22 protein-coding genes and 1 riboswitch are annotated in these 22,195 nt (G+C 69.4%); of the genes, 5 read left to right on the forward strand and 17 right to left on the reverse strand.

The genetic code is table 11. The features are described from left to right. Nucleotides 1–74: 74 nt before the first annotated feature. A complete protein-coding gene (locus tag BUQ68_RS12430; RefSeq protein ID WP_075216287.1) occupies nucleotides 75–1,214 on the reverse strand; it encodes a TRAP transporter substrate-binding protein in 1,140 nt (379 codons plus the stop codon). A gap of 402 nt (nucleotides 1,215–1,616) precedes the next feature. Next, on the reverse strand, nucleotides 1,617–2,675 hold the full coding sequence (locus BUQ68_RS12435) for an SDR family oxidoreductase (protein ID WP_075216288.1): 1,059 nt from the start codon (nucleotides 2,673–2,675) through the stop codon (nucleotides 1,617–1,619). Nucleotides 2,676–2,930: 255 nt separating this feature from the next. On the opposite strand from BUQ68_RS12435, the gene BUQ68_RS12440 reads away from it, so the two are divergent. Continuing rightward, a complete protein-coding gene (locus tag BUQ68_RS12440) occupies nucleotides 2,931–3,800 on the forward strand; it encodes an SDR family oxidoreductase (protein WP_075216289.1) in 870 nt (289 codons plus the stop codon). Nucleotides 3,801–4,001: 201 nt separating this feature from the next. Here the strand turns inward: BUQ68_RS12440 and phbB are convergent, their stop codons facing one another. Next, the gene (gene phbB / locus BUQ68_RS12445) at nucleotides 4,002–4,730 is read right to left on the reverse strand and encodes an acetoacetyl-CoA reductase (protein WP_075216290.1); all 729 of its coding nucleotides are present in this window, start codon (nucleotides 4,728–4,730) and stop codon (nucleotides 4,002–4,004) included. A 118-nt stretch (nucleotides 4,731–4,848) separates the two neighbouring features. After that, a complete protein-coding gene (locus tag BUQ68_RS12450; protein ID WP_075216291.1) occupies nucleotides 4,849–6,024 on the reverse strand; it encodes an acetyl-CoA C-acetyltransferase in 1,176 nt (391 codons plus the stop codon). Between the two features lie 429 nt (nucleotides 6,025–6,453). Here BUQ68_RS12450 and phaR point away from each other — a divergent pair, with 429 nt between their 5' ends. Then, nucleotides 6,454–7,041, forward strand: coding sequence for a polyhydroxyalkanoate synthesis repressor PhaR (gene phaR, locus BUQ68_RS12455; RefSeq protein WP_075216292.1), 588 nt, complete (start codon nucleotides 6,454–6,456; stop codon nucleotides 7,039–7,041). Nucleotides 7,042–7,374: 333 nt separating this feature from the next. Here phaR and BUQ68_RS12460 read toward each other — a convergent pair whose 3' ends face one another. After that, nucleotides 7,375–7,953 (reverse strand): GGDEF domain-containing protein, encoded by a 579-nt coding sequence (locus BUQ68_RS12460; RefSeq protein ID WP_075216293.1) that lies wholly within the window; start codon nucleotides 7,951–7,953, stop codon nucleotides 7,375–7,377. Between the two features lie 193 nt (nucleotides 7,954–8,146). Here BUQ68_RS12460 and BUQ68_RS12465 point away from each other — a divergent pair, with 193 nt between their 5' ends. Then, nucleotides 8,147–8,536 (forward strand): hypothetical protein, encoded by a 390-nt coding sequence (locus tag BUQ68_RS12465; protein WP_075216294.1) that lies wholly within the window; start codon nucleotides 8,147–8,149, stop codon nucleotides 8,534–8,536. A 231-nt stretch (nucleotides 8,537–8,767) separates the two neighbouring features. Here the strand turns inward: BUQ68_RS12465 and BUQ68_RS12470 are convergent, their stop codons facing one another. The 3 genes from BUQ68_RS12470 to mtgA all read right to left on the reverse strand — a co-directional run bounded on the left by BUQ68_RS12470 (nucleotide 8,768) and on the right by mtgA (nucleotide 10,647). After that, nucleotides 8,768–9,184: a hypothetical protein gene (locus tag BUQ68_RS12470; protein ID WP_075216295.1), complete on the reverse strand. Its 417-nt coding sequence runs from the start codon at nucleotides 9,182–9,184 to the stop codon at nucleotides 8,768–8,770. 370 nt (nucleotides 9,185–9,554) lie between these two features. Then, a complete protein-coding gene (gene rpmF, locus BUQ68_RS12475; protein ID WP_075216296.1) occupies nucleotides 9,555–9,740 on the reverse strand; it encodes a 50S ribosomal protein L32 in 186 nt (61 codons plus the stop codon). 157 nt (nucleotides 9,741–9,897) lie between these two features. Continuing rightward, nucleotides 9,898–10,647 (reverse strand): monofunctional biosynthetic peptidoglycan transglycosylase, encoded by a 750-nt coding sequence (mtgA, locus tag BUQ68_RS12480; protein WP_083656533.1) that lies wholly within the window; start codon nucleotides 10,645–10,647, stop codon nucleotides 9,898–9,900. 1,009 nt (nucleotides 10,648–11,656) lie between these two features. Here mtgA and BUQ68_RS12485 point away from each other — a divergent pair. After that, nucleotides 11,657–12,118, forward strand: a complete 462-nt coding sequence (locus BUQ68_RS12485; RefSeq protein WP_075216376.1) for an Lrp/AsnC ligand binding domain-containing protein — start codon at nucleotides 11,657–11,659, stop codon at nucleotides 12,116–12,118. Nucleotides 12,119–12,370: 252 nt separating this feature from the next. Here the strand turns inward: BUQ68_RS12485 and BUQ68_RS12490 are convergent, their stop codons facing one another. From BUQ68_RS12490 to BUQ68_RS12515, 6 genes are all read right to left on the reverse strand, one after another. After that, entirely contained in the window at nucleotides 12,371–12,961 is a 591-nt protein-coding gene (locus BUQ68_RS12490; RefSeq protein WP_075216297.1) for a HupE/UreJ family protein, read from the reverse strand. 141 nt (nucleotides 12,962–13,102) lie between these two features. Further along, the gene (locus BUQ68_RS12495; RefSeq protein WP_075216298.1) at nucleotides 13,103–13,648 is read right to left on the reverse strand and encodes a hypothetical protein; all 546 of its coding nucleotides are present in this window, start codon (nucleotides 13,646–13,648) and stop codon (nucleotides 13,103–13,105) included. A 2-nt stretch (nucleotides 13,649–13,650) separates the two neighbouring features. After that, nucleotides 13,651–14,859, reverse strand: a complete 1,209-nt coding sequence (locus tag BUQ68_RS12500) for an agmatinase family protein (protein WP_075216299.1) — start codon at nucleotides 14,857–14,859, stop codon at nucleotides 13,651–13,653. After that, the gene (locus BUQ68_RS12505) at nucleotides 14,859–15,644 is read right to left on the reverse strand and encodes an ABC transporter ATP-binding protein (RefSeq protein ID WP_075216300.1); all 786 of its coding nucleotides are present in this window, start codon (nucleotides 15,642–15,644) and stop codon (nucleotides 14,859–14,861) included. Before BUQ68_RS12505 ends, BUQ68_RS12500 begins: the two co-directional genes overlap by 1 nt. Continuing rightward, complete coding sequence (locus tag BUQ68_RS12510; RefSeq protein ID WP_075216301.1) at nucleotides 15,641–16,459, reverse strand: ABC transporter permease; 819 nt, start codon at nucleotides 16,457–16,459, stop codon at nucleotides 15,641–15,643. Before BUQ68_RS12510 ends, BUQ68_RS12505 begins: the two co-directional genes overlap by 4 nt. Nucleotides 16,460–16,550: 91 nt before the next feature. Next, nucleotides 16,551–17,624, reverse strand: coding sequence for a putative urea ABC transporter substrate-binding protein (locus tag BUQ68_RS12515; RefSeq protein WP_075216377.1), 1,074 nt, complete (start codon nucleotides 17,622–17,624; stop codon nucleotides 16,551–16,553). Between the two features lie 112 nt (nucleotides 17,625–17,736). Continuing rightward, nucleotides 17,737–17,853: riboswitch (guanidine-I (ykkC/yxkD leader) on the reverse strand. A gap of 235 nt (nucleotides 17,854–18,088) precedes the next feature. Here BUQ68_RS12515 and BUQ68_RS12520 point away from each other — a divergent pair. Then, nucleotides 18,089–19,021, forward strand: a complete 933-nt coding sequence (locus BUQ68_RS12520; protein ID WP_075216302.1) for a polyprenyl synthetase family protein — start codon at nucleotides 18,089–18,091, stop codon at nucleotides 19,019–19,021. Between the two features lie 4 nt (nucleotides 19,022–19,025). Here the strand turns inward: BUQ68_RS12520 and BUQ68_RS12525 are convergent, their stop codons facing one another. The 3 genes from BUQ68_RS12525 to BUQ68_RS12535 form a co-directional block, all read right to left on the reverse strand. Further along, nucleotides 19,026–20,030 (reverse strand): 2-hydroxyacid dehydrogenase, encoded by a 1,005-nt coding sequence (locus tag BUQ68_RS12525; RefSeq protein WP_075216303.1) that lies wholly within the window; start codon nucleotides 20,028–20,030, stop codon nucleotides 19,026–19,028. Nucleotides 20,031–20,171: 141 nt separating this feature from the next. Next, nucleotides 20,172–21,446 carry a flavodoxin-dependent (E)-4-hydroxy-3-methylbut-2-enyl-diphosphate synthase gene (ispG, locus tag BUQ68_RS12530; RefSeq protein WP_075216304.1) on the reverse strand — a complete coding sequence of 425 codons (1,275 nt, stop codon included), beginning with the start codon at nucleotides 21,444–21,446 and terminating at the stop codon, nucleotides 20,172–20,174. Continuing rightward, nucleotides 21,443–21,970, reverse strand: a complete 528-nt coding sequence (locus tag BUQ68_RS12535; protein WP_075216305.1) for a Fur family transcriptional regulator — start codon at nucleotides 21,968–21,970, stop codon at nucleotides 21,443–21,445. The genes ispG and BUQ68_RS12535 overlap by 4 nt, the downstream gene beginning before the upstream one ends. Between the last annotated feature and the right edge of the window lie 225 nt (nucleotides 21,971–22,195).

Genomic DNA, 22,195 nt, shown 5'->3' on the forward strand with positions numbered 1-22,195 from the left:
CGGCACGCGATGGGGAGCGGCGAAAGCCGCTCCCCATGCCGTTGCTGGAAACCGGGCGTGCGTCCAGGAGGGCGTCAGCCGTGGAAGTGTTCGAACGCCTTGGACCGGGGCACTTCCCACTCCAGTTCGAAGCCGACCACGTCCTTGGCCCAGGCCTTCTGGCTGTCCACCACCTTCTTGAAGAAGGCGTCGGCGGAGAGCTCATCGACCACCTGGGTCCATGCGTCGAGCTGCGCCTGCAGCACGCTGTCGGGCGTCTTGATGACGTTGACGCCCGCGTCCTTCAGGGCCTGCAGGTCCTTCGGGTAGCGCGACATGGCCTTCCAGACCATGTCGGCGGACGCCGCGTCGGCCGCCACCTTCAGGATCTGCTTCACCTCGTCGCCGAGGCTGTCGAGCTTGGTCTTGTTGTAGATGACCTCGAAGCACTCGCTGCCCTGGTGGTAGCTCTGCACCATGTAGGTCTTCGACACGTCCGAGAAGCCGAGCAGCCGGTCCGAGGTCGGGTTGTTGAACTCGGCGCCGTCCAGAAGGCCGCGGTCCATGGCCGGCACGATGTCGGCCGCGCCCATGATGGTGACCGCGACGCCCATCTTCTGGTTCATGTCGGCGGCGAGACCGTTGGTGCGGTACTTCAGGTTCTTCAGGTCCTCCGGAGAGGTGATCTCCTGCTTGAACCAGCCGAGCGGCTGGGTCGGCATCGGGGCCATCAGATAGCCGGCGAGGTCGAGGCCGAGCACCTGCTGGACGAGCTCGTCATAGAGCGCCTGGCCGCCGCCATAGCGGATCCAGCCCAGCATCTGGTTGGCGTTCCAGCCGAAGGCCGGCGGCGTGGCGAACAGCGAGAACGCCTTGTTCTTGCCGTACCAGTAGCCGGCGACGCCATGGCCGCCGTCGAGGGCGCCGGCGATAATCGCGTCCTGCAGCTGCAGGGCGCCCACCACCGCGCCGGCGGGCAGCAGTTCCAGGGTCAGGCGGCCGCCGGAGAGGCCGTTCACGGTGTTCACATAGTCCTGGGCGAACTCGTGGAAGATGTCGCGCGAGGGCCAGGTGCTCTGGAAGCGGAGCGTGGTCCCCTGGGCGCGGGCGATGTTCGGCATCGCGACGCCGGCCGCCACCGCGCCGGTGGCTGCCGCCGCACCGGTCAGGAAGGTGCGGCGCGTCTTGGTGGCCGCGGTTTCGGCCACCGGGGCCGTCTTGTCGCCAGTGTGCATCGGTGTGTTACCTCCCGGGTAAACTCAAGGACAGTCTTCTGACGCGATCGTTGAAGCTGTCGCGTCCTTTGCCGTTCGCAGGTGCGATGATGATGTTGCATTGCAAGCATATTGCTGCTTTGTTGCACAGCAACACCCGATCCGTCAGCCGTCGAAGCGTGACGAAATCAGATCATCGGCAGGGCGAGTGTACACGGGACTGCTACGCTCGCCCCCTGGATGCGGGACCGGGCGTATTATATCTTTGAACTACACAAAAGAAGCAATGATATTTCTTGCCGAGCGTCGACCGTACTGGCCGTCGGCCCGGGCTCGCCCATCCGTCGAAGGCGCCGTCCGGCCCCGGTTTCGGCCGACCGGCGACGCGTACCCGGTTGCTCCGGCCGAGCCCTGGACGCCGGATCAGCGCCAGAAGCGCCGCCGCTTCGGCGGGTGGAAGCGGTGGCGCACCTCCTCGAAGGTGGATCTCAAGGCCGGCCTTGCGCGGAAGCGCCGGCTGACCGCCCCGACCACGAGGCCGGCGCCGGCGGCGGCGAAGGCGCCGAGAACGAGGCCGATCATCTCCCGCTCGCCGGCCGGCCGCCAGCCGCCGTCGATCGCCCCGGTGCCGACGGGCGGGCGGTAGAGCGTGCCCTCGGCCTCCGGCACCGGCCGGGCGCGCCGGAAGGCGAAGTCCATCAGCCGGGCCATGATGCGGGTGGTGAGGGCCGGGGCGACCGCGTGGGAGAGGCGGGCCAGATGCACCTCCGCGCCCACCGGCACAGCGTTCCGCGGGCGCTTGGCCGTCCGCACCACCGCGGCCGCCACCGTGCGCGGGTCGAGGGCGCCCGGCGGCACGGCCAGACGCTTGCCCACATAGTTGGCGCCATGGGCGATGCCGGGCGTGTCCACGAAGGACGGATAGACGTCGCAGATGCGGATGCCCGGATAGGCGGCGAGTTCCGCGCGGAGCGCCTCGGTGAAGCCGCGCAGGCCTAACTTGCTCGCCCCGTAGGCGGCGGCGAACGGCGTGGAGACGAAGCCGCCCACCGAGATCATGTTGATGAAGGTGCCGTGGCCCTGGGCGATGAACACCGGCATTACCGCGTGGGCGTCGTTCATGTGGCCGATCAGGTTGGTGCGGATCACCCGCTCGTGCGCCTCCATGGGCACCGCCTCGAAGCGGCCCACCGCGCCGATCCCCACGTTGCTGAACCAGACGTCGATGCGGTCGCCGAAGCGGAGCGCCTCCGTGGCGAGGCGCACCACCGCGGCCGGGTCGGTGATGTCGGTCGGCACCACCTTCACCTCGGCGCCGAGGATCCGGCAGGCCGAGGCGGTGGCCTCCAGGGCGGTCTCCCCGCGCGCCGCGAGCACCAACCGGGCGCCCTCCCGGGCGAAGAGTTCCGCCGTGGCGCGGCCGATGCCGCTGGAAGCGCCGGTGATCACCACCGTCCGCCCGGTGAGAGTCCGCTCCGCCATCATGGGTCTCCTCCGCGCGCGCCGATCCCCGTGCCGTCCGGGGCGTCCGCACGAGAAGGGGAACGGCCGCTTTGACCCGCAGGTTCCGGATCTCCCACCTAGCCCGGACGGCCGCCGGCCGGCCAGGCGGTGAGGCGGGCATCAGGGGCCCACATCGGCGGGGAACACCGGTCGTCGACCGCCGGTTAGAAGGACGACCCCGCGTGGAGGCGCCGCCTCCGTCGCGCCCCCATCCCCCACCACCGGAGACGCCCCATGCAGGACCCGAAGACCGCCGCCCCGCAGCCGCCGCAGCCGAAGCAGCAGCAATCCATGCCCGGCTCCACCGGCGAGATGACGCCGAGGCCCGACCACGGCGAGGAGAGCTACAAGGGCAGCGGCAAGCTGGAAGGCTGTGCCGCACTCATCACCGGCGGCGACAGCGGCATCGGCCGGGCCGTCGCCATCGCCTATGCGCGCGAAGGCGCCGACGTGCTGATCGCCTACTACGACGAGCACGACGACGCCCAGGAGACCGCCCGCTGGGTGGAGGCCGCCGGCCGCAAGGCGGTGCTGGCGCCCGGCGACATCAAGGACGAGGCGCATTGCAAGTCGCTCGTCGCCAAGGCCCTGGAGGCCTTCGGCCGGCTCGACATCCTGGTCAACAACGCCGCCCACCAGGCGAGCTTCACCAGCCTGGAAGACATCAGCGCGGAGGAGTGGGACGTCACCTTCCGCACCAACATCTACAGCCAGTTCTACCTCTCCAAGGCGGCCGTGCCGCACATGAAGCCGGGCGCGTCCATCATCAACACGTCGTCGATCAACCACAAGAACCCGTCGCCGACGCTCCTCGCCTACGCCGCCACCAAGGGGGCGATCGCCAACTTCACCGCCGGGCTCGCCGGCCTCCTCGCCGATCAGGGCATCCGGGTGAACGCGGTCGCGCCGGGGCCGATCTGGACCCCGCTCATCCCGTCCACCATGCCGCCCGAGCAGGTGGAGAGCTTCGGCAAGAACACGCCGCTCGGCCGCGCCGGCCAGCCCGCGGAACTCGCCGGCGCCTACGTCCTCCTCGCCTCCGGCGACGCCAGCTACATCACCGGCGCCCTCATCCCCGTCACCGGCGGCCGCCCCATGCTCTGAAGGCAGCGCCGCCCACCCGAACGCGAACGGCCACCCAAGCGGGTCGCCGTTCGTCTTTCTCATTCCGTCACACTCGACCGTCATCCCGGCGAACGCCGGGATCCAGCCGGCGGATGCATCAGCCCTCAAGGGTGCGGATGGGACGCCGGACGGTCGAACCCCGGCCTTCGCCGGGATGACGCGTCCGGTATCCCCCCAGCCTCAGCCGTTGGCGATGTACTGGCCGCCGTTGATGGTGTGGACGGCGCCGGTGAAGAAGCCGGCCTGCTCGGAGGCGAGGAAGACGCAGAGGGCGGCGATCTCTTCGGCCTTGCCGAGGCGGCCGACCGGGATCGACTTGATGATGCCCTTCAAGACGTCCTCCGGCACCGCCGCCACCATGTCGGTGTCGATGTAGCCCGGGCAGATGCAGTTCACCGTGATGCCCTTGAAGGCGTTCTCCTGGGCGAGCGCCTTTGTGAAGCCAATCACGCCGGCCTTGGCGGCCGAATAGTTGGTCTGGCCCATCTGGCCCTTCTGGCCGTTGATGGACGAGATGTTGATGATCCGGCCGAAGCCGCGGGCGCGCATGCCCTCGATCACCGGCTTGGTCATGGTGAACATGGAGTCGAGGTTGGTCGAGAGCACCGCGCGCCACTGGTCGAACGACATCTTGTGGAACATGCCGTCCTTGGTGATGCCGGCGTTGTTGACCAGGATCTCCACCGGGCCGAGTTCGGCCTCCACCTTGGCAAGGCCGGCCGCGCAGGCCTCCGCGTCCGCCACGTCCCACTGGTAGACGTGGATGCCGGTCTCCGCCTTGAAGGCCTCCGCCCGCTCCACATTGCCGGCGAAGGTGGCCGCCACCGTGTAGCCGGCCTCCTTGTAGCCCTTGGAAATCGCCGCGCCGATGCCGCGCGTGCCGCCGGTGACCACTGCAACCTTGCTCATGTCTCGCTCCCAAACCTGTTCGTTTCGGACGTGGCTTCGCCGTCCCTGCGGCGCCGTCCCGATTGTCGGACCGCCGCCCGCCCCGCGCCTCCTTGCGCCGGGCGGACGGCGGAGAATGTCAGCGCTCCACCGTCAGGGCGACGCCCATGCCGCCGCCGATGCAGAGCGTGGCGAGGCCCTTCTTGGCGTCGCGCTTCTGCATCTCGTGGAGGAGGGTGACGAGCACCCGGTTGCCGGAGGCGCCGATCGGATGGCCGATGGCGATGGCGCCGCCGTTGACGTTCACGATGTCGGTGTTCCAGCCCATGTCCTTGTTGACCGCGCAGGCCTGGGCGGCGAAGGCCTCGTTGGCCTCCACGAGATCGAGGTCGCCGGCCGACCAGCCGGCCTTCTCCAGGGCCTTCCGCGACGCCGGGATCGGGCCGGTGCCCATCACCGCCGGGTCGACGCCGGCGGTCGCCCAAGAGGCGATGCGGGCGAGGGGGGTGAGGCCGCGGCGCGCCGCTTCGGCGGCCGTCATCAGCACCACCACGGAGGCGCCGTCGTTGAGGCCGGAGGCGTTGCCGGCGGTCACCGTGCCGTCCTTGGAGAAGGCCGGCCGCAGCTTGGCCACCGCGTCGAGCGTGGTGCCGGCGCGGATGTACTCGTCGCTGTCCATGACCACGTCGCCCTTGCGGCCCTTGATCACGAACGGCACGATCTCGTCCTTGAACTTGCCGGCGGCCTGGGCGGCCTCGGCCTTGTTCTGCGAGGCGACCGCGAAGGCGTCCTGCTCGTCGCGGGTGATCTGGTAGGCCTTGGCCACGTTCTCCGCCGTGGTGCCCATGTGGTAGCCGTGGAAGGCGTCCCAGAGGCCGTCCTTGATCATCGAGTCGATGAAGGACATGTCGCCCATCTTGGTGCCGGCGCGCAGATGCGCCACGTGCGGCGAGAGGCTCATGCTCTCCTGGCCGCCGGCCACCACGATGGCGGCGTCGCCGTTGGCGATCTGCTGCAGGCCGATCGCGACGGCGCGCAGGCCCGAGCCGCACACCTGGTTGAGACCCCAGGCGGTGGTCTCGATCGGCAGGCCGGCCTTGATGGAGGCCTGGCGGGCCGGGTTCTGGCCCTGGCCGGCGGTCAGCACCTGGCCGAGGATCACCTCGTCCACCTCGCCGGCCTCCACCTTGGCGGCCTCCAGGGCGGCCTTGATCACGGCCGCGCCGAGATCGTGGGCCGGCGTGGACGCGAACGCGCCGTTGAACGATCCGACCGCCGTGCGCTTGGCGGCGACGATGACGACATCCGTGGACATGACTGACCTCCCGACCCTTGATCTCGTGCCTTGATCTCTTCGGCGCCGCACCGGCTCCAACCGGTCCGGCGCGCGCACCCCGACGCGCCCATCCATGATGCATGCGCGCCGTCGCAACCAATGTCGCGCACGGCCGGCAAGGCCGCATTGATGCGCCGCAAGCACTCGCGTGGCACTACAGTCGGCGGGAACCATGCTGTCAACTCAGACGACCGGCCTATGGTCGCGGCATCCGGTCTCCCACGTTTTGTCGCATCGCACGCCGTTTCTGCGACCTCAGGTGGGCAACAACCCGCGTCTCATGCGTGAATCCTATGGCCGCGCCGCACAAAAGCCCCTAACATCCGGGTGGGAGACCCGTTCGGCCAAAATGGTCGGGCAGCGGAGACAAACAAACCCGAAGAACCCCAAGGGGGCGACATGAAACCGATGGCCAAGTCCGACGATCCGACCATCATCAAGAAGTACGCCAACCGGCGACTCTACAACACGGGCACCAGTACCTACGTCACGCTCGAGGATCTCGCCAGCATGGTGAAGGGCGGCGAGGACTTCGTGGTGTTCGACGCCAAGACCGGCGAGGACATCACCCATTCGGTGCTGACGCAGATCATCTTCGAGCAGGAGAACAAGGGCCAGAATCTGCTGCCCATCACCTTCCTGCGCCAGCTGATCCGCTTCTACGGCGACAGCATGCAGACCCTGGTGCCGAGCTACCTGGAGCATTCCATGGGCCAGCTGACGCGCGAGCAGGAGAAGTTCCGCCAGCAGCTCGGGCAGGCGTTCGGCGCCGGCCCCGCCTTCGAGGCGATGGACGAGACGATCCGGCGCAACACCGAGATCTTCGAGCGCGCCTTCCGCATGTTCCTGCCCTTCAGCGGCGACGCCGACGGCCAGGCCAAGATGGAGGCGGCGAACAAGGCCGCCCAGGCGCCGCGCTCCGACGACCTCGACGCCCTGAAGAAGCAGCTGGAAGCCATGCAGAAGCGCCTGGACCAGCTCGCGCCGGAGAAGTGACGCCCCGTTCGTGAAGGCCGGTGAAGGTCCGGCCGCATCGGGCCTTCGCGGACGATGCCCATGACCCTTGCACGCCTCGGCCGGTTCCCCCGGTTCGAGGCGTGTTTCGTCTAGAGCATTGTCCGACCAAGTTGAAAGACTTGGTCGATGAGACAATGCTCCAGGATATTGTATCTGGAGCGATTTCTTATCGACCTGATGAGTCCATCAGGTCGGAAAGCGCTCTAGGCGTGCCGATCCCGTTGCGTCTCGTCTTTTCGCGGATGGATCCTGTGGCGCCGCGGCCGTCCGGCCACCGGCGGCCAGCCGATCCCGGCCGGCCGACCCGTCCGTTCAGCCCTGCCGCCGCTCCTCGCGGGGCAATGCATCGTGCAGGCGAATGCTGCCGGGCGCCTCGGCCCGGGCGTCGGCCAGCGCCGCCGCCGCGCGGGCGAGCGCGGTCTCCCGATCGCGGGCATGGCGCGGGATCAACAGAACGCCGACCGAGGCGGTCGCCTGCACCAGCGTGTCGCCGAGCGGCACCGGCTCCTCGCTCACGGTGTCGCGAAAACGCTCCGCGGCCACGTGGAGCGCCGGTTCCGGGCAGTCCCGCAACAGCACGACGAAGGCGCCGTCCGCGCCCTGTCCCAGCACGTCGCCGCCGCGCATCCGGCCGGCGATGCGCTGGCCTATCGCCTCGCGCACCCTATCTGCCGTTTCAGGGTCCATCCGGCCCGCGCCGTCGTCCACCGCGATCATCGCAAGACCCGCGACGCCGGTGCGGTCGCGGACGAGGTCCTCCAGCGTGCGGTCGAGTTCCCCGAGAAAAGCGGTCCAGCCGAGCGCGCCGGGTGTCCGGTTGCGGCGCCGGCTGACGGCGGTCCGGGTGCCGGCGTCGGCCTCGTCCGGTCGGGGCTGGGTCCATGCGGTCATTCAGGGGCGCTCTCGTCTCAAGGGTGGCGAAGGGATCGGCAGTCCCCTCGTCCGGCTTAGCGCGCCGGCCTTAACGCTGAACCAACAGGCCGGGCCCGCCGGAACCTCGGGCTGGTCCCGGACTTGCGATGGATGAGGATGATCAACCGATCCGTCCCGTTCCGGGACAGATTGCAGCAAGGCGGCGCCGGCCATGATTCACGGTCTCGATCCGATGCGCGGTGGCGCCGCTCCCTTTGGGGCCGATCATCGCCGGGCTGCCGCCGGCCGTTCGGTCGGCGCCAACGGGGCGGCGGCCGACAGCCGCGCGAACGACCAGCGGTCGCAGACGCCCGCCGGGCGCGCCCTGGTGCCGGCCGGTCCGCGCGTCTCCCACGGCGCCCCGGCGCCCGCGCACCGGGACACCGCCGCCCCCTATCTGGTCCAGCTCATCGCCGGCCAGATGGTGGAGGGCGAAACCGGCGAGCGCCGCCATCGGCGCGATCCGCGGGCCGTCGCCCCGCGCGCCGTCGTGGCCTACCGGGCGGCGGAGCGGCTCGGCAGCGACCTGGAGCCCGGCTTCCTGGCGTCCCGGTCGGCCTGATCCGAAGCGGCCGAACGGTCTCTATCCTGCCTGTCCCGCTAGAGCGCTTGTCCACCTGACGGACGCGTCAAGTCGACACGGAATCGCTCCAGATACAATCAGCTGGAGCATTCTCTCATCGATCAAGTCATGCAACTTGATCGGAGTATGCTCTAGCGTCCGCACATCACGCTGGGCGTCCCGATTCGGTACGACCGAGGCGCCGTCGTGCCAAGCCTGCGCCGCCGGGCATCAAAGGTCGCGGGTGCCGATGCCGATGTCGCGCCTTGAGGTGCGGATGGTGACCGAGAAGCCCGCGACCACGTCGATGAAGGCGATCACCATCAGGATGGCGAAGACCGAATGGGCCGCCACCGGCACAGTGAGAAACTCGACGAGGTAGACCACGAAGACCAGCATGGAGAGGAAATGGTCGCCGAGGGTGGCGGCGCCGATCCGTGTCGCCTTGATCACCTCGCCGAAGAGGAGCGCGATGGCGAGAATCACCAGGACGTCGCCGGAGGTCAGGGTGAAGCGGGCGCCGGACAGCATCTCCACGGTGAGGAGCGGCATCAGCCACGGGTCGCCCGCGTCGAGGCCGATCAGCCGGAAGGCGAAGATGTTATAGACGATCAGCGGCACGAGGGTGAGCGGCAGCGTTCCGATCATCGTGGCAAGTCCCGGTTGAGCATGGGGCCGTCCGAGCCGGTCGCCCGAACCGGTGGCCTGTGCGGATGGTCGCCCGCGTGGACGGTCGCCGCGGACGGTCTTCCGAAGCGGTCGTCCCGAACCATAGTGGAGTTTCGAACCGACAGGATGGCGAAACCGGGGCCGGTTTGCCATCGGTGCCCCTGGCCGATCTCCGAACACGAAAAAGCCGGCGCGAACGCCGGCTCGTTTCGACTGCACGATCCCGCTGTCGCCATTCGGCCTCTAACAGCCGCGCCGCGGTATCGGAGCTCTTCTGGATGACCGACCGCGCCTTCGGTTCGGCCCCGTGCGGGGCCGCCGGACAGGTGCGCCGATATTCCGAAGACGGTCAGACCGTCTCCTTGGGCTCCAGGATCTGCCGGCCGCGATACATGCCGGACTTCAGGTCCACGTGGTGCGGGCGGCGCAGCTCGCCCGAGGTCTTGTCTTCCACATAGGCCGGGCGCTTGAGGGCGTCCGCCGAGCGGCGCATGCCGCGCTTCGACGGTGACGTCTTTCGCTTCGGGACTGCCATGTCTCAACTCCATCGTCGTCCGGTCACCGGCAAGGCGCACGGCTTCGCCGCGGCGCCGGAGACGCTCAATCTTCCAAAGATCGCGCCTTATACAGACATCCCAGGCCGTTGGCCAGTGGCCTCGCGGCGATTTCGCTTGCCCGATGGCCCGCCGCGCTCACCTGTCGAACAGGCAGTCCGTATAGGCGCCTGCCTGGGTCGCCCGGCGCTCCACCAGCCGGGCGATCCGGCTCTGGCGCTGGGTCGGCTTGGCGGGATTGCGGGCGATCGGGTTGGGCAGGGCGGCCGTCATCAGGGCCGCCTCCCGGCGCGAAAGGGCTTTGGCGCTCTTGCCGAAATAGGCCTGGGCGGCGGCTTCGGCGCCATAGAGGTTCGGCCCCCATTCGGCGATGTTGAGGTAGATCTCCATGGTGCGCCGCTTGGACCAGACGAGGTCCGCGTAGAGCGCCAGCGGCAGTTCCAGGCCCTTCCGCACATAGCTTCGGGAATTCCAGAGGTAGAGGTTCTTCACCGTCTGCATGGTCACCGTGCTGGCGCCGCGCGCCGGCCCGTCCTCGCTCGCCGCCTCCAGGACGGCGCCAAGCGCGTCCCAGTCGACGCCCCCATGGGTGCAGAACCGTCCGTCCTCGCTCATCACCACGGAGCGCACTAGGTGGGGCGAGATGCTGTCCAAGGGCGCCCAGGTCCGGGTGTAGCCCGACAAGGTCACCAGGTCGTAGAGCATCAGCGTGGAGACCGGCCTCACCAGGGCATGCACCGGCACCAGCAGCAGCGGCAGCGCGACGATCGCCGCCATCACCAGGGCGATCCGCCCGAGGATCCGCCGACGCCGGGTGCGGCGCCGGGCCGCGGGCGGCGGTGTCTCGGCTTCGGATGGGGCGTCCGCCTCCTCGATGCTCCTGGCCATGGTCTCGCCTGTCCCACGCACACCCGATCGTCCACCGCGACCGGTCCCCGCTTGAGGGGGAAATCGCCCGTCCCGCTCGCCCCGCCGATCAACCCGCAACGGGCCCTCCGGGTCAACCCATTCCGGCCCATCCATCGACCGCCAGCCTCTCGTCGGCCGCCCTGCTCAATAATGAGGCAAGTCTCGCTCAACATTTGGCGTGGCACGAAAAGAGGCAACATGAGACCTTGATGACAAGAGTTGCTCTCGGGTCCTTCCCTCACAGATCGGCTAGGCGACCCACGGGCGGCGCTTCTCTTGACCTTTCCTCCCAAACTCAGGCCGGATTTTCCGGCCTGTTTTTTTTGGCCGCACGGCGCGCTCCCATGACGCGCCTCTGTCGTCTGTCGACGCGGGGGCCGAGGGCGACGCGCGGTCCTCCGGCGATCCACGCGATCACGGCGACCGACGGCCCTTCATGGCGCGCCATCCGGGCTACAAGCCACAACATGGCCGCTCCTTCCGCGCGACAACGGCGCGACAACGGCGCTCCATCGGCACTCCATTGGCGCTACGTCCCGGCTACATCGGCTCCATCTTGCGCCCCCTTCCGGCGTACATCCTTTGCCGCCGAAACGGCTTGGCGTCCCGCGCCGCATCCGCACGACCACCGTCCGTCCCATTCCGTATTCAGTCCGTATTCGGCCCCATGGATGGACGTGTCGCATAGCCAAGCGCTTCGGTTCGTGGTTGGTTGATCCTTCCCGCAGCGTGCCGACGTCAACGAGAGCCCGCGCGGGGAGGGGAGGGACGAGCCCGGGGGAAGGCTGGCTGCGCGCTGCAAGTCTTTGAAAGGCTTGAGGTTGCGGACTGGTGTCCTGTCTTTTCGGACTGTCCTTCGTGAAAGGAAGCCGCCTGGCGAAAGCCGGGTCACGATGGACCATTCGGCCGCCGTCATGCCGCCGGAGGAGGGCCTGCCGCCGTGAGTACCGCAACCACCGAACGGTTCAATCGCCGAACCGATCCGGAGATCCCCGGCCTCGACCGGATCGACCGGAAAATCTTGTCCGCCCTCCAGTTGGACGGGCGAATCACCAACCTGGAACTCGCCGACAAGGTCGGCCTGTCCCCCACCGCGACCGCCGAACGGGTCAAGCGGCTGACCCGCGACGGTTACATCCAAGGCTATACCGCCCGTCTCGATCCAGTAAAACTGCAGCGCGGACTGCTGGTCTTCGTCGAGATCAAGCTCGATCGCATGAATCCGGAGGTCTTCTCCCAGTTCAACGCGGCCGTCAGCCGGGCGCCTGAGGTCCTGGAGTGTCATCTGATCGCTGGCGGCTTCGATTATCTGGTGAAGGCGCGTGTCAGAGACATGGAGGCCTATCGGGCTTTTCTGTCCGATGTCCTGATGGCGCTACCGGGCGTGCGCGAAACCCACACCTATCCGGTGATGGAAGAGGTCAAGCATTCCACGGCGCTGCCGCTTTGAACGGCCGCCCGGGCGCGCCGCGAAGCCGCCCGGAAAGCGACCAGTAAGGCGTTCCATCGATTCGCTTTTTCCCGCTCCGGCCGCCGGTTTCCCTGCCGGATCAGAGCCGACCGGCCCGCACCGACAAAAGCCGATGGACCACCGCCCGCAGCCGGGCGATCCAGCCGGCCCTGGCCGGCTGGACGGAGGAGCGGATTGCCGCCGAAAGGGCGCGCGCCTCAGGACCCTGACGGCGCCGACGCGCTTCTCCCATCAGACGGCGCCGGTGGCGAAGGCGAGGCCGGCGGCCGAGAGGGCGACCCCGCCCACACGCCAGACCATCGTCTTTTCAAGCACTTGCCGCCCCGCCAGGACGCCGGCCGTATGCAGTCCGGCGGTCGTCAGAAGGAAGCCGGCGGCGTAGGCGAGGCCCGAGCCGCTCTCCGGCACCTCGGTGCCGTGGGCGAACCCATGCAGGAAGCCGAACAGGCCGGCGAGCGCCACAAGGCGCGCGCCCGCCGTCCCGACGCCCGAGACGGACACCGCCAGAAGCACACCGAGAATCACCAGCGATCCGGCAATGCCCTGTTCGGCAAACGGAATCGCCACGCCGCCCATGGCCAGCAGCGCGCCGAGACCCATGCCGCCGAGAAAACCGGCCGGCACGCGCAGCTGGAAGGCGCCGCCGGCGCGGGCCGACACCAGGCCGATCGCCACCATGGCGAGCAGGTGGTCGACGCCGAGAATCGGATGGGAAAGCCCGGCTTCAAAGCCGTGCACATGGTCGCCGCCGGTGTGGGCGAGCGCGACCGTCGGCACGACGGCAAGAAGGGCGGCAAGGGTGGGCGAGGCGAGACGATTCATGTGCAGTTCCTTGGTGTTACGTCGTCCGGACGGCGGCGGTGGGCGATCCGCGCGGGATCGAATCCGACCGGGTCCGGCTGCCCATCGGCTCCTTCCGGGGGAGATCCGCGGGCGATTTCGGGATGCAAGACTCCTGCCGGATCAGGGTGTCGGCGGATCGAACGCGACCATGGCCGCGTCCGTGCGGTCGGCGAGCCGGCGGGCGGCCGAAAAGTCGAGGCGGACCACCTGGCGACCGTCGTGGTAGGCGAACTGGAGGGTCCGCCGCCGCGACGTCAGCTTGGCCGGCAGCGGATCGTAGCGAACCCCCTCGCCGCCAAGGAGCGGCATGACGGCGCCCACATCCATCGTGTCGGCGGTCTCCACCCGGAGGAGATGGTGCCGCCGGCCGTCGCCGTCCTCGCCGACGAAGGGCACTCCGGCGAGCCGCAGGAAGCTCACCGGGTCCGGCGCCCGGCCGAATCCCTCCAGGAAGGCGGCCTCGACCAGGTCGAGGTCGAGGGTCCGCGGGTCGGCCGCCGGGGCCGGCTCGTGCGGCAAGTGCGGCGTCTGCCATTGCACCGCCCGGCCGCCGGGCGCGTTGTGGCCGACGGAACCGGGCACCGGATGGGCCGGCTGAGCCCCATGGCCGGCATGGCCGCCGGCGTGGGGGTGATGGTGATGATCGTGGTCGTGGCCGCGGTGCATGGTCAGAAACTCACCGGCTTGTCGATGATCGCCTTGTGCTTGCCCATGGTGCCATGGGCCACCATGGAGCCGAGCGCCTCCACCACCACGCGCACGCCGAAAAGCGCCGTAATGTCAGAGGTATCGTAAGGCGGCGAGACCTCCACCACTTCAAGGCCGCAGATGCCCGGCGCGGTGACGAGCCCGAGGAGCTTCAGTGCCTCGCGCGGCAGGAAACCGCCCGGCTCCGGCCAGCCGGTGCCCGGGACGAAGCCGCAGTCGACCGAGTCCACGTCGAAGGAGATGTAGACCGCGTCGGCATCCTTCCAGGCAAGTTCCAGGGCGATTTCGGCCGTCTTTTCAAGGCCGATCTTCTCGATATCGTCGATGGTCAGCACGTTGGTGTTGCGCTTCCTCGCCTCCGCCACGCCATAGCGCGGCACCTGCCAGCCGCCGATGCCGAGCTGGACCAGGTTGGTGGCCGACACGTTCGGCAGGTTGGTCGCCCAGTACCAGGGCGTCGTGTGCATCCGCTCGTCGAGATCCTTCTCCTGGATGTCGATGTGGCGGTCGAAGTGGATGATGCCGATCCGCTTGGACGTGACGTCGGCGATGCCGCGTACGCACGGGAAGCCGATCGAATGGTCGCCCCCGAGCATGATCGGCAGGGCGCCGGAGGACGCCACATGGCTGACGCCGCGGGTGATCTGGTCGAAGGATTTCTCCAGGTTCGCCGGGATTGTGAACACGTCGCCGGCGTCGCAGAGCGTCATCTGCTCGCGCAGATCGACACCGAGTTCGTAGTTGTAGGGCGTGTAGAGCGCCGAGATGCGGCGGATGCCCTGCGGCCCGAAGCGGGTGCCCGGCCGGTAGGTGGTGCCCGAGTCGAACGGAATGCCGACCACGGCGGCGTCATACTTGCCGACGTCCCGCACGTTCTCCACGTAGGGCGCCTTCAGAAAGGTGTTGATGCCGGCAAAATGCGGCAACTCCCCGCGGGCGAAGGTCGGGATCGACTTGTCGGTGAGGATGTCGGCGCCGGGCAGGCCCATCTCCAGGGCCCACTTCTGCTCCGCCCGCCAGCCGTCCTCCGGCAGCGCGCCCTCCTTCTCGATGGCCTTCCAGCCCTGCATCTCCTTGATGGCGAAGTTCGGATGGTGCCGGCGGCTCGGCGCCGGCCTTGCGGCCGGTCCGGCGCGGCGGTGGGCGCGGGTGGGGGCGGGGCGGGACATCAGGCACTCCTCTGAAGCACGGGACCGGGGATGACCCCCGCGTCCGTCGGGGCGGCCGGCCGGGTCTTGCGGTCGAGCGGCAGGTCGTAGGTGATGGTGGCGCCATAGGCGCCGGGAAACTGCGGATCGCGGCGCACCTTGTCGAAGACGAGCACGCGGGTGCCGAGCTTGAAGGCCTCGCCGATGTCGTGGGTGACCATCAGCACGGTCATGCGGTGCTCCGCCCAGATCTCTAGGAGAAGCGCGTGCATCTCCACCCGGATGCCCGGGTCGAGGGCGCCGAACGGCTCGTCGAGGAGGAGGATCTTCGGCCGGCCGAGCAAGGTCTGGGCGATGGCGAGCCGCTGCTGCATGCCGCCGGAGAGCGATGCCGGGTAGAGGTCGGCGGCGTGGCGAAGTCCCACCCGTTCCAGGAGCGCGTCGGCCTCGTCGCGGGCCGTCCGGCGCTTCGGGCCGAACACCCGGGCAAGCGGACCGCCGTGCTTCAGGTCCGCCACCAGCACCAGGTTGTCGCGGACGGTGAGATGCGGGAAGACCGAATAGCGCTGGTAGACGATGCCCCGGTCCGTGGTCGGCTCCGGCGGCACCGGCCGGCCGTCCACGGTGAGCGTGCCGGCGGTCGCGGTCTCCTGGCCGAGCACGATCTTGAGGAAGGTGGACTTGCCGCAGCCCGACGCGCCGACGAGGGACAGGAACTCCCCCGGCGCCGCCGTGACGGACACCCGCTCCAGGACGCGAGTCTCGCCATAGCTCTTGGCGAGATCCTTGACGACGAGCCGGCTCATGGGGCCTCCCGCGGGTGGGCCCAGGGGAAGGCGGCGGCGGACAGGCGGGCCAGGAGCCAGTCGGTGCCGACGGCAAGGACGGTGATCCAGACCACGTAAGGCAGGATCACGTCCATGGAGAGATAGCGGCGGACGAGGAAGATGCGGTAGCCGAGCCCCTCGGTGGAGGCGATCGCCTCGGCGGCGATCAGGAAGAGCCAGGCCGGTCCGAGCGCGAGGCGCACCGCCACGATCAGCCGGGGCATCACCTGCGGCAGCACCAGACGGAGGATCATGGTCCAGGTGTTGCCGCCGAGGGTCTGCGCCTTCACCACCAATTCGGCCGGGATCTCGGCCACCCGCTGGGCCACGTCGCGGATCATCACCGGCCCGACCCCGAGCGCGATGAGGGCGATCTTGGCGGTCTCGCCGAGGCCGAGGGCGATGAAGAGGACGGGCAGCACGGCAAGCGGCGGCACCACCGAGACGACCGCCACGAAGGCCCCGAGAGTGGCCTTCACCCGCGGGATGAAGCCGAGCGCGATCCCGAGCGTGAGAGCCACGGTCGCCGCGATGCCGACGCCGCTGAAGAGGCGGACGAGGCTCGCGGTCGTGTCGGCCCAGAGGATCAGCGTCCCCGACCGCCGGTCCGGCACCACCGCCAGGGTGTGGAAGGCGGCGCCCATCTGGCCGAGCGAGGGCAGCAGCTTGTCGTCCGGATTGACGGCGAGCCGGTCCATGGAGGCCATCACGTAGAGGGTGCCGACCACGAGGAAGGGCAGCGTCGCAAGCGCGAGCGCGGAGCCTTTCGACGGGCGGGCGTTGACGAGCCGCATCGGCGCGTGTGCGGCAGACGGAGAGGGGAGGGCGGAAGGCCGTGGCCGCCGGGGGCCGGACGGCTCTTCAGCCGCCCGGCGAGCGACCGGCTCAGAGGCCGCCGGCGGCGGCCATGTCGGTGTAGGTCGGGTCGAAGCGGAGCTTCACGTTGCCGGCCGACCCCAGGATGGAGCCGTCTGCAAAGGCGATGCCGACCGCGTCCACGTTTTCGGCATTGGTGCCGAGGATGCCGTGGTCGAACAGGAAGGTGCGCACCACGTCCATGGTCTTCGGCAGGTCGGCGCTCTTGATGAAGGCCGAGGCCTCCGCCGGGGTGGCGAACAGCTTGGTGGAGGCGAGCTGGGCGTCGAAGCCGGCGACGTCGGTGCCGGACGCCTCGGCCATGGCCTCCTTGGCGGCCTTGCCTTCCGGCGTGTCGGAGAGCATCAGCCCCAGCACCTCGTACCAGGCGCCCACCAGCGCCTTGCCGAAGGCCGGGTTGTCGGCGAGCGTCTCGGTGTTGACCACCATCAGGTCTATGATCTCGCCCGGAATCTGGCTGCTGTCGAACACCGTGGCGGCGCTTGGCATGGCGAGGATCTCTGCCACCAGCGGGTTCCAGGTCACCACCGCCGTCACGTCCGCGGTGCCGAAGGCCGCCACCATGTCGGCGTCCGAGGTGTTGACGACGGTGATGTCGCGCTCGCTGAGCCCCACCGTGTCGAGGCCGCGGGCGAGCAGGTAGTGGGAGACGGAGAGCTCCACGAGGTTCACCGACTGGCCCTTGATGTCGGCAAGGCCGGTCTTGTCCTTCAGGATCACCGCATCGTTGCCATTGGAGAAGTCGCCGACGATGAGGGCTGTGGTGTCGACGCCGCCGCCGGCCGGAATGGACAGCGCGTCCATGTTGGTCATGGTGCAGCCGTCGAAACTGCCGGCGGTGTACTGGTTGATGCTCTCCACATAGTCGTTGATGCGCGTGATCTCGACGGTGATGCCGTACTTGTCCGCCCACTTCTTCATGATGCCGCTGTCGGCGAGATAGCCCCAGGGCATCCAGCCCACATAGATGGACCAGCAGACCTTGAAGTCGGTCTTCGGCGCGGCCAAGGCGGGGGCCGGCGCGGCGGCGGTCAGGGCGACGCCCAGCGCGGCGGCGGTCAGGAAGGAAGTCACGGTCCGGATCATGCTCTGCCCTCGTCTCGGGTCGGCGGGATCGCCGGTGGTTCAAGATCAAGGGTTCGCGCGGGCGCACCAACGGGAGGTCAGGTTTGCGCCGGCAAACCCTGGTGCAGTGACCTCCCGGGATTTTGTCCCGCCGTGTCTCCGTTGCCGACGGACCTTGCGGCCCGTCCGGAGTGCGTCTCTCGGACCAGCATGGCCAACGGCCACCGGAACCCTAGACGCTCTGCACGCCCGTCTCGATGCAAGCACGGGGCCAAGCGCGGGCTTGGCCGATTCGCCCGGTGTTTCGCGACCCCTTCGTCCGGACCTGCTGGCCGCCTGCCGCATTCCGCGCCAGTCTGCAGCCCGATGAGGCGCCAGATGCCGCGCCGACCGCCGAGACCCGCCTCCGCCGCCCGCGGCTCGCTTGACCTTCTGCCGCCGTTGAGGCACGGCTGCGACGCCGGAACGGAGGCGACCAGACCATGCAGGATCCCGGGTTCGAACAGCGGCTCGCCGCGGTGGCGGCCGCCGTGGAGGAGCGGCTGCAGGCGGTGCTCGCCGACGAGGCGCGTGCCGGCGAGATGCTCCGCCCGCCGCGCCTGACGGCCGCCATGCGGCACGCGGTGCTGGCCGGCGGCAAGCGTCTTCGGCCCTTCCTGGTGGTGGAGACCGCCCGTCTGTTCGGCACCGGAGCGGATGTGGATCCGCTCGGGGCGGCGGCGGCGCTCGAATGCGTTCACTGCTATTCGCTCGTCCACGACGATTTGCCGTCCATGGACGACGACGACCTGCGCCGCGGGCAGCCGACCGTCCACAAGGTCTACGACGAGGCGACGGCGATCCTCGCCGGCGACGCCCTCCTCACCCTCGCCTTCGATCTGATGGCCGACGACGCCGTCCACCCGGACCCCGCGGTGCGCCTGGCGCTCGTTCGGGCGCTCGCCCGCGCGGCAGGGCTCGGCGGCATGGTGGGCGGCCAGATGCTGGATCTGGCCGCGGAAGGCCGCTTCGACGGCGGTGCGCCCCTGGCGCTCGGGGCCGACGCGGTGCGCCGGCTGCAGGCCATGAAGACGGGCGCGCTGATCCGCTTTGCCTGCGAGGCCGGCGCGCGCCTCGCCGGGGTCGCGGACGACGAGCGGGCGCGGCTCGTCCGCTATGGCGAGATCCTCGGCCTTGCCTTCCAGCTTGCGGATGATCTCCTCGACGCGACCGGCGACGCCGCCACCGTCGGCAAGGCGACCGCCAAGGACGCCGCCGCCGGCAAGGGCACGCTCGTCTCGCTGATCGGCGTGGAGGCCGCGCGCGGCGCGCTGAAGGACCTGGTGGACGAGGCCGTCGGCCTCCTCGATCCCTATGGGCCGGCCGGCGAGACCTTGAAGGCGACGGCCGCCTTCGTGGCCGCCCGCCGGCGCTGAACCCTCAGCCGCGTTTTTCCACCGACACGGGGAAGAGCGCCTTCCCGGTTGTCTCAAAGGCGGTGATGTTGCCGACCGTGGTCTCGGCGATGGCGGTCAGCGCCTCGTCGGTGAGGAAGGCCTGGTGGCCGGTGATCAGCACGTTCGGGAAGGTGAGGAGCCGGGCGAACAGGTCGTCGCCGATGTAGCGGTTGGAAAGATCCTCGAAGAAGAAGTCGCCTTCCTCCTCGTAGACGTCGAGCGCCACGGCGCCGATGGCGCCGGATTTCAGGCCCTTCAGCACGGCGGCGGTGTGGATCACCGCGCCGCGGCTGGTGTTCACCAGCATCACCCCGCGCTTCATCCGGCCGATGGCCTCGGCGTTGATCAGGTGGTGCGTGTCCGGCGTGAGCGGGCAGTGCAGCGTGATGACATCGCTCTCCTGGCAGAGGGTGGGAAAATCGACGTACTCCACGCCCGCCGCCTCGCAGGCCGGGTTGAGATAGGCGTCGTGGGCGATCACCCGGCAGCCGAAGCCCTGGAGGATGCCGGCGACCAGCGCGCCGATCTTGCCGGTGCCGACCACGCCGGCCGTCTTGCCGTGGAGGTCGAAGCCGATCAGGCCGTCGAGGGCGAAATTGCCTTCGCGGACCCGGTTGTAGGCCCGATGGATCCGCCGGTTGAGGGTGAGCAACAGGGCGATGGTGTGCTCGGCGACCGCGTGCGGCGAATAGGCCGGCACGCGGGCGACGGTGAGGCCGAGCGCCTTGGCCGCGGAGAGGTCGACATTGTTGAAGCCGGCGCAGCGGAGTGCGATCAGGCTGACCCCGCTGTCGTTGAGGCGCGTCAGCACGGGCGCGTCCAGCCTGTCGTTGACGAAGACGCAGACGGCGGCGTGGCCCTTGGCGAGCACCGCGGTCTCCATCGAGAGATGTGGCTCCAGGAAGAGGAAGCTGTGGCGGCCTTCGGTATTGGCCGCCTCCAGGTAGCGCCGGTCGTAGGGCTTCGTGTTGAAGACGGCGACGTCCATGCGGGAGCTCCTGTCGATCGGGTGGCGAACCGCGGCGGCACGAGCCGGCCGCGTCGCTCCCGATGCGACTTTCGTACCACGATCCCGCCTTGCGACGATCCCGATCGACCGCGCGCCGGGACGCCCGGGGCCGGTCCGCCGTCAGGCGGCCGTCTCGGTCTCCGGCACGGCGGCCCCGGCGGCGGCGGCCCGGCCGTAGCGCTTCTCGATATAGTCGAGGACCAGGGCCTGGAAGTCCTCCGCGATGCGCGGGCCGCGCAGCGTCAACGCCTTGCGGCCGTCGATGAAGACCGGCGCGGCGGGCGCCTCGCCGGTGCCCGGCAGGGAGATGCCGATGTCGGCGTGCTTGGATTCGCCCGGCCCGTTCACCACGCAGCCCATCACGGCGACCTTCAGCGCCTCCACGCCCGGATAGGTCTCCCGCCAGACCGGCATGGCCTCGCGGATCTGGTCCTGGATGGTCTTGGCGAGCTCCTGGAACACGGTGGACGTCGTCCGCCCGCAGCCTGGGCAGGCGGCCACCACCGGCACGAAGGCGCGGAAGCCCATCACCTGCAGTAGTTCCTGCGCCACCTGCACTTCGCGGGTGCGGTCGCCGCCAGGCTCCGGCGTCAGCGACACCCGGATGGTGTCGCCGATGCCCTGCTGCAGCAGGATGCCCATGGCGGCCGACGAGGCGACGATGCCCTTGGTGCCCATGCCGGCCTCGGTCAGGCCGAGGTGGAGGGCGTGGTCGGAGCGCTTCGCCAGTTCGGTGTAGACGGCGATCAGGTCCTGCACCTGGCTGACCTTGGCGGAAAGAATGATCTTGTCGCGCGGAAGGCCGATCTCCTCGGCCCGCTCCGCCGACAGGATGGCGGACTGCACGATGGTCTCCCGCATCACGTCGGCGGCCGACATGGGGAAGCCCTTGGCCTGGTTCTCGTCCATCAGGTAGGTCAGCAGGTCCTGGTCGAGCGAGCCCCAGTTGACGCCGATGCGCACCGGCTTGTTCCAGCGGGCGGCGAGCTCGATGATGTCGGCGAACTGCTTGTCCTTCTTGTCCTTGAAGCCGACGTTGCCCGGGTTGATCCGGTACTTGGCGAGCGCCTCGGCGCAGGCCGGATGGTCGGCGAGGAGCTTGTGGCCGATGTAGTGGAAGTCGCCGATCAGCGGCACGTCGAGACCGAGGCGGAGCAGCCGCTCGTGGATCTTCGGCACCGCCGCGGCGCTCTCGTCCCGGTCGACGGTGATGCGGACGAGCTCCGAGCCGGCACGCGCGAGGGCGGCGACCTGCGCCACGGTGCCGTCCACGTCGGCGGTGTCCGTGTTGGTCATCGACTGGACGACGATCGGTGCCGGCCCGCCCACCAGGACGGAGCCCACCCGCACGCCGACGGAGGCGCGGCGCGGCTGGGGCGCGGTGAAGTCGGTCATTCGTCGTCTCCGAGGGTCAGGGCAGGTTCCGGGCGCCGCGTCGCGCCCTCGAGCTGGCAGCGCGCGCAGAGGCCGCGCATTTCAAGGACGGCCGACGTCGCCTGGAAGCCGGAGGCGGCGGCCATGCGATCGAGCACGGGCGCGAGCCCGGCGTCCTCCGCCTCCACGGCGACGCCGCAGCTTTCGCAAAGGAGGAAGACCACGGCCGCCTCGGCGCTCGCCTCGCCGTGGTCGTGGCTGCAGGCCAGGAAGGCGTTGCGGCTCTCGATCCGGTGCACGAAGCGGTTGGCGACGAGGAAGTCGAGCGCCCGGTAGACCGAGATCGGGCTCGGCCGCCGGCTGCGGTCGGCGATGTGGTCGATGATCTCGTAGGCCGACATGGGCACGTGGCGGGCGAGCAGCACGTCGAGCACCTGACGCCGCTGGGCGGTCATGCGCAGGCCGAGCGTCTCGCAGCGCCGTTCCACCCGGTCGAGGGCGTCGTGGCGGCAGACCTGGTGGTCGTGATCGTCGTGACCGTGCAAGAGCGGGCGCCTTCCGCGGGGTGTCCGGTGTCCCTCTCATATAGCCATCCCTCCGGCGCGGTGGAAGTCCGCCGATGCCCAAGCCGGTCGCGGTGCCGGCCGAAGAGCACCGACCCGCTTCACCGGCGCCGGTCCGATCACCGGAAGGGGAAGCGCTGGGGCTGGCCTTCCGTGTGCAGTGCGTCATAGTGTTCGCGCACCTGCGGCAACGGTTCGGACGGAGGA

The sequence above is a fragment of the Mongoliimonas terrestris genome (assembly GCF_001927285.1).
Taxonomy (GTDB): Bacteria; Pseudomonadota; Alphaproteobacteria; order Rhizobiales; family Pleomorphomonadaceae; genus Chthonobacter; species Chthonobacter terrestris.

Bases quoted from the DNA above. Each gene is read 5' to 3' on its own strand.
- BUQ68_RS12430 (WP_075216287.1), bottom strand. From the start codon at position 1,214: ATGCACACTGGCGACAAGACGGCCCCGGTGGCCGAAACCGCGGCCACC.
- BUQ68_RS12435 (WP_075216288.1), bottom strand. From the start codon at position 2,675: ATGGCGGAGCGGACTCTCACCGGGCGGACGGTGGTGATCACCGGCGCT.
- BUQ68_RS12440 (WP_075216289.1), top strand. From the start codon at position 2,931: ATGCAGGACCCGAAGACCGCCGCCCCGCAGCCGCCGCAGCCGAAGCAG.
- phbB (WP_075216290.1), bottom strand. From the start codon at position 4,730: ATGAGCAAGGTTGCAGTGGTCACCGGCGGCACGCGCGGCATCGGCGCG.
- BUQ68_RS12450 (WP_075216291.1), bottom strand. From the start codon at position 6,024: ATGTCCACGGATGTCGTCATCGTCGCCGCCAAGCGCACGGCGGTCGGA.
- phaR (WP_075216292.1), top strand. From the start codon at position 6,454: ATGGCCAAGTCCGACGATCCGACCATCATCAAGAAGTACGCCAACCGG.
- BUQ68_RS12460 (WP_075216293.1), bottom strand. From the start codon at position 7,953: ATGACCGCATGGACCCAGCCCCGACCGGACGAGGCCGACGCCGGCACC.
- BUQ68_RS12465 (WP_075216294.1), top strand. From the start codon at position 8,147: ATGATTCACGGTCTCGATCCGATGCGCGGTGGCGCCGCTCCCTTTGGG.
- BUQ68_RS12470 (WP_075216295.1), bottom strand. From the start codon at position 9,184: ATGATCGGAACGCTGCCGCTCACCCTCGTGCCGCTGATCGTCTATAAC.
- rpmF (WP_075216296.1), bottom strand. From the start codon at position 9,740: ATGGCAGTCCCGAAGCGAAAGACGTCACCGTCGAAGCGCGGCATGCGC.
- mtgA (WP_083656533.1), bottom strand. From the start codon at position 10,647: ATGGCCAGGAGCATCGAGGAGGCGGACGCCCCATCCGAAGCCGAGACA.
- BUQ68_RS12490 (WP_075216297.1), bottom strand. From the start codon at position 12,961: ATGAATCGTCTCGCCTCGCCCACCCTTGCCGCCCTTCTTGCCGTCGTG.
- BUQ68_RS12495 (WP_075216298.1), bottom strand. From the start codon at position 13,648: ATGCACCGCGGCCACGACCACGATCATCACCATCACCCCCACGCCGGC.
- BUQ68_RS12500 (WP_075216299.1), bottom strand. From the start codon at position 14,859: ATGTCCCGCCCCGCCCCCACCCGCGCCCACCGCCGCGCCGGACCGGCC.
- BUQ68_RS12505 (WP_075216300.1), bottom strand. From the start codon at position 15,644: ATGAGCCGGCTCGTCGTCAAGGATCTCGCCAAGAGCTATGGCGAGACT.
- BUQ68_RS12510 (WP_075216301.1), bottom strand. From the start codon at position 16,459: ATGCGGCTCGTCAACGCCCGCCCGTCGAAAGGCTCCGCGCTCGCGCTT.
- BUQ68_RS12520 (WP_075216302.1), top strand. From the start codon at position 18,089: ATGCAGGATCCCGGGTTCGAACAGCGGCTCGCCGCGGTGGCGGCCGCC.
- BUQ68_RS12525 (WP_075216303.1), bottom strand. From the start codon at position 20,030: ATGGACGTCGCCGTCTTCAACACGAAGCCCTACGACCGGCGCTACCTG.
- ispG (WP_075216304.1), bottom strand. From the start codon at position 21,446: ATGACCGACTTCACCGCGCCCCAGCCGCGCCGCGCCTCCGTCGGCGTG.